Raw genomic sequence first — 4259 nt, forward strand, 5'->3', positions numbered from 1 at the left:
CCGGTCGAGCAGTTCACCCACCTCAGCGTCGCCGCGCCGCCCGTCCGGCGAGGGACGCCAGCGCTGCACCGATTGTCCGGCCCAGGTGCGCAGCTTGATATCCGGGTCCTCGAACAGACCGACCGCCCCCAGCACCTGCCACCACGCCGCCGTGAGACCGCCCGGCCGCGCCAGCTCGTCAGCCACCGACAGGAACTGCCCGTTCAGCCGGAACACCGTCACCGCCGCCCGGCTCAGCAACTCCTGCTCGGACGGGACGCGCCCCGCACCCTCACTCACCCTGCAACACCTCGTACGCGCTCGCGTCCGAGTCGTGGAACAGCCGGTACCACGCGTCCAGCTTCTTCGCGTCGTACACCCCGAGCAGGGCGAACACCTCCCGCGCGAACGCCACCGGCTCCGTCGGCCCGGCCGTGATCAGCCCGCCGCTCCCGGCCGCCCCGGCGTCCGTGACCGCGTCGGCGTCCACGTACCGCGCGCCGCCCGCGTACCCCGTCGCCGCGAGGTAGAAGGAGATCGCGCTCGTGTGCGCGCGGTCGTCCAGCAGCCCCTCCCGGGCCAGCCCGGCCGTCGCCCCGCAGATCGCCGCGACCGGGACCCCCGCGTCCAGGAAGCCCCGGGCCGTCCGCGCGAACGGGGCGAGACCGTCCCCCGCGTCCCACCCGGACGCACCGGTCAGGATCAGCAACGCGCTGTCCTGCGGGCGCAGTTCGTCCAACGCCAGGTCGGGCTGGATCCGCAGGCCGCCCATGGTCGTCACCGGCTTCCGGGTCAGCCCCACGGTCCGCACGGTGTAGCCGTTCTGCGCGAGATGGGCCGTGGTGTGCCCGGTCTCCCAGTCGGCGAAGGTGTCGTAGACGGCGAGATGTGCGGTTCTGTCGCTGCTGCTGGTCATGATGACCTCCTCGGCTCGATGACAGAAGACTGTCATAACGACAGCATGCTGTCAATGAAGGAAGGGAGGGGTCACCAGCGCCCCCGGACCCGACACCCTGCCGACCCATCCGCCCCAGGCCGTACAAGGTGGCCATGGAGGCGGCCCCCACCAGCGCCTACGCTCGCCGCATGACCCCTCATGCCCCTCATGCCCCGTCCGCCGACCCCGCGGCCGGTGCGGCCGTGAAGGCCGCGGACCGCGCGCACGTGTTCCACTCCTGGTCCGCCCAGGGCCTCATCGACCCGCTCGCCGTCGCCGGCGCCGAGGGGTCCTACTTCTGGGACTACGACGGCAACCGCTACCTGGACTTCACCAGCGGGCTCGTCTACACCAACATCGGCTACCAGCACCCCACCGTGATCGCCGCGATCCAGGAGCAGGCGGGCAGGCTCGCCACCTTCGCGCCCGCGTTCGCGATCGAGGCGCGCTCCGAGGCCGCACGCCTCATCGCCGAGCGCACCCCGGGCGACCTGGACAAGATCTTCTTCACCAACGGCGGGGCCGAGGCCGTCGAGAACGCCATCCGCATGGCCCGGCTGCACACCGGCCGTACGAAGGTGCTCTCCGCCTACCGCTCGTACCACGGGGCCACCTCCACCGCGATCAACCTCACCGGGGACCCGCGCCGCTGGCCCTCCGACAACGGCTCGGCGGGCGTCGTCCGCTTCTGGACCCCGTTCCTCTACCGCTCCCCGTTCCACGCGGCGAACGAGACCGAGGAGTGTGCCCGCGCCCTCCAGCACCTGGAGGACACCCTCACCTTCGAGGGCCCGGCCACCATCGCCGCGATCATCCTGGAGACCATCCCGGGCACGGCGGGCATCATGACCCCGCCGCCGGGCTATCTGGCGGGCGTCCGCGAGATCTGCGACCGGTACGGGATCGTCTTCGTGCTCGACGAGGTGATGGCCGGATTCGGCCGCACCGGCGCCTGGTTCGCCGCCGACCACTTCGACGTCGTGCCGGACCTGCTGACCTTCGCCAAGGGCGTCAACTCCGGTTACGTACCGCTGGGCGGCGTCGCCATCAACGCCGAGATCGCCGCGACCTTCGAGACCCACCCCTACCCCGGCGGCCTCACCTACTCCGGGCACCCGCTGGCCTGCGCCGCCGCCGTCGCCACCATCGGCGTGATGGAGGACGAGAAGGTCGTCGAGCACGCGGCCCGGATCGGCGAGAGCGTCCTCGGCCCCGGTCTGCGCGAACTCGCCGAACGCCACCCCTCGGTGGGCGAGGTGCGCGGCCTCGGCGCGTTCTGGGCGCTGGACCTGGTCCGCGACCGGGAGACCCGCGAGCCGCTCGTCCCGTACAACGCCTCGGGCGAGGCCAACGCCCCCATGGCGGCCTTCGGCGCGGCGGCGAAGAAGCAGGGGCTGTGGCCGTTCATCAACATGAACCGGACCCATGCCGTCCCCGCCTGCAACGTCTCCGAGGCCGAGGCCAAGGAAGGGCTCGCGGCCCTGGACGTCGCTCTCTCCGTCGCCGACACGTACACGGTGCAGGGCGGGTAGCGGCGCCCCCGGCCCGCACGCCGGGTAACCGGACTACTCGATTCCGTACGTGATCGACCCTGTGCGCATCCCCGCCGTGCCCGGAATCGGGCACGGCGGCGGCCCTGGCTTAAGGTGACCCGAACCAGAAATGACCCCCGCCGGAAACGGCCGGCGCCGGAAACGGCCGGCGGACGGGGATCGGGGACGGACCAGGGACAGACGGACGGATGGGGGCCGGTATGAGTCCGAGCGGAGGTGTGACGCGCAACACCCTGCGCCAGCAGATCGCCGACGCGCTGCGTGACGAGGTGCTGGCAGGACGTCTTCCGCCGGGCCGGGAGTTCACCGTCAAGCAGATCGCCGAGCAGTACGGGGTCTCCGCGACGCCCGTCCGTGAGGCGCTCTTCGACCTCTCCGCACAGGGGCTCCTCGCCTCCGACCAGCACCGCGGCTTCCAGGTGCGCGAGTTCACCGTCGCCGACTACCGCGCGATGGCCGAGGCCCGCGCCCTCGTCGTCGAGGGCCTCTTCCGCAACCCCGCCGAGCGGGTCGCGGTCCGGCCGGAGGCGCTCGCCTCGATCCGCCGCCGGGCCGCGGAGGCGGTCCGCGCGGCGAAGGGCGGCGACCTCGACGTGCTGATCGGGTACGACCTGCGGTTCTGGCGGGAGCTGGGGCAGTTCGTCCTCAACCCGTACATCACCGAATTCCTCACCCGGCTCCGCGTCCAGGCCTGGGTGTTCGCCGTGCACCGGCTGCGCCGCGACGGCATGGACGAGGACGTGCTGTGGTTCGGTCACGAGGAACTGGTCGACGCCATCTCCCGGGGCGACCACGAGCAGGTCCACGCCGCGATGCACTCCTACTACGCGCACGCGCTCGCCTGGGCGGACCGGCTGGAGGCGCGGGCCGCCGGGGCAGGCGCCCCCGGACCGCCGGTCCCTCCGGAGTCCGGGGAGTCCCCGGAGGCACCGGAGTCCCCGGGGCACTGTGCGTGAGGTTCGCCCCGCATTACGCTGTCCCGACGATCGCCCGAACCCTTCTGAGAGCGAGACTTCGTGGCCTGTGACCTGTGGCTGGTCCCCCTCGTCGATGTGCTGTGCCACAGCGCCGACAATCCGTTCGCCGAAGAGATCGCCGTCTACGACAAGGCGCTGAACGACGCCGGGCTGCCGCCCGTCCCCGTCTACGCCTACATGCCGGGCCTCAACGGGGAAGTCGCCCCCGTGGCCGGCTTCGACTACGACGCCCTGCACTTCCTGCGCCGCGCCTATCTGCTCCAGCTGAGCGGCCTGGCCGTCACCCCCGTCGCGGGGCTCGACGGCGACTACGAGCAGCTCCTCGAAATGTTCGAACAGGCTGCCCAGCAGTCACATCTGGTGTGGCACTACGACCACGCCGGGGCGTACGTCCCGGTGGACTTCCCGGCCCCCCTGTCCGACGACGCGCTCCTGGCGGGCGGCGGACCGCTGGGCTCCGCGCACGGGCTGCTGCGCGAGCTGGAGTTCGTCGCCCCGTCCATCGGCATCGACCCGGCCAACCCGCCGGCCGCCCCGCAACCGCCCTCCGGCCCCACGGCCCTGGAGGAACCGGCGGACCCGATCCCCTACGACGACAGCCCGTTCGCCCGGGAACGCCACGTCTGGCTGGGCCTCCACGCGGCGGCGACCCGGAGCCTGGCCCAGGGCTCAATGATCATCTTCAGCTAGCACGACACCCAGCCCGCCCGCCGCGGTTCGCGGACCGGGAGAATCAAGCCCACCCGCTCCCCTTCGCGGACCGGGGCGCCAGAATCAAGCCCGTCCGGCGAATGAGGACCGGGGGTCCGGGGC

The 4259-nt window shown here is 72.2% G+C and carries 4 protein-coding genes and 1 pseudogene; 3 read left to right on the forward strand and 2 right to left on the reverse strand.

Annotated elements, in window-relative coordinates; translation table 11 throughout:
* Together HET64_RS39470 and HET64_RS37020 are read right to left on the reverse strand one after the other, a co-directional pair.
* Positions 1-279, reverse strand: a pseudogene (locus HET64_RS39470) (MarR family transcriptional regulator); the annotation flags it as partial.
* Positions 272-895, reverse strand: coding sequence for a DJ-1/PfpI family protein (locus tag HET64_RS37020; RefSeq protein ID WP_215111623.1), 624 nt, complete (start codon positions 893-895; stop codon positions 272-274). The pseudogene HET64_RS39470 and the gene HET64_RS37020, both read right to left, overlap by 8 nt.
* Before the next feature lie 170 nt (positions 896-1065).
* On the opposite strand from HET64_RS37020, the gene HET64_RS37025 reads away from it, so the two are divergent.
* From HET64_RS37025 to HET64_RS37035, 3 genes are all read left to right on the forward strand, one after another.
* A complete protein-coding gene (locus tag HET64_RS37025) occupies positions 1066-2448 on the forward strand; it encodes an aspartate aminotransferase family protein (protein WP_215111624.1) in 1383 nt (460 codons plus the stop codon).
* A 221-nt stretch (positions 2449-2669) separates the two neighbouring features.
* Positions 2670-3425 carry a GntR family transcriptional regulator gene (locus tag HET64_RS37030; protein WP_215111625.1) on the forward strand — a complete coding sequence of 252 codons (756 nt, stop codon included), beginning with the start codon at positions 2670-2672 and terminating at the stop codon, positions 3423-3425.
* A 60-nt stretch (positions 3426-3485) separates the two neighbouring features.
* A complete protein-coding gene (locus HET64_RS37035) occupies positions 3486-4136 on the forward strand; it encodes a hypothetical protein (protein ID WP_018961765.1) in 651 nt (216 codons plus the stop codon).
* Positions 4137-4259: the final 123 nt, after the last annotated feature.

It is taken from the genome of Streptomyces sp. McG3 (assembly GCF_018619185.1).
GTDB lineage: Bacteria > Actinomycetota > Actinomycetes > Streptomycetales > Streptomycetaceae > Streptomyces.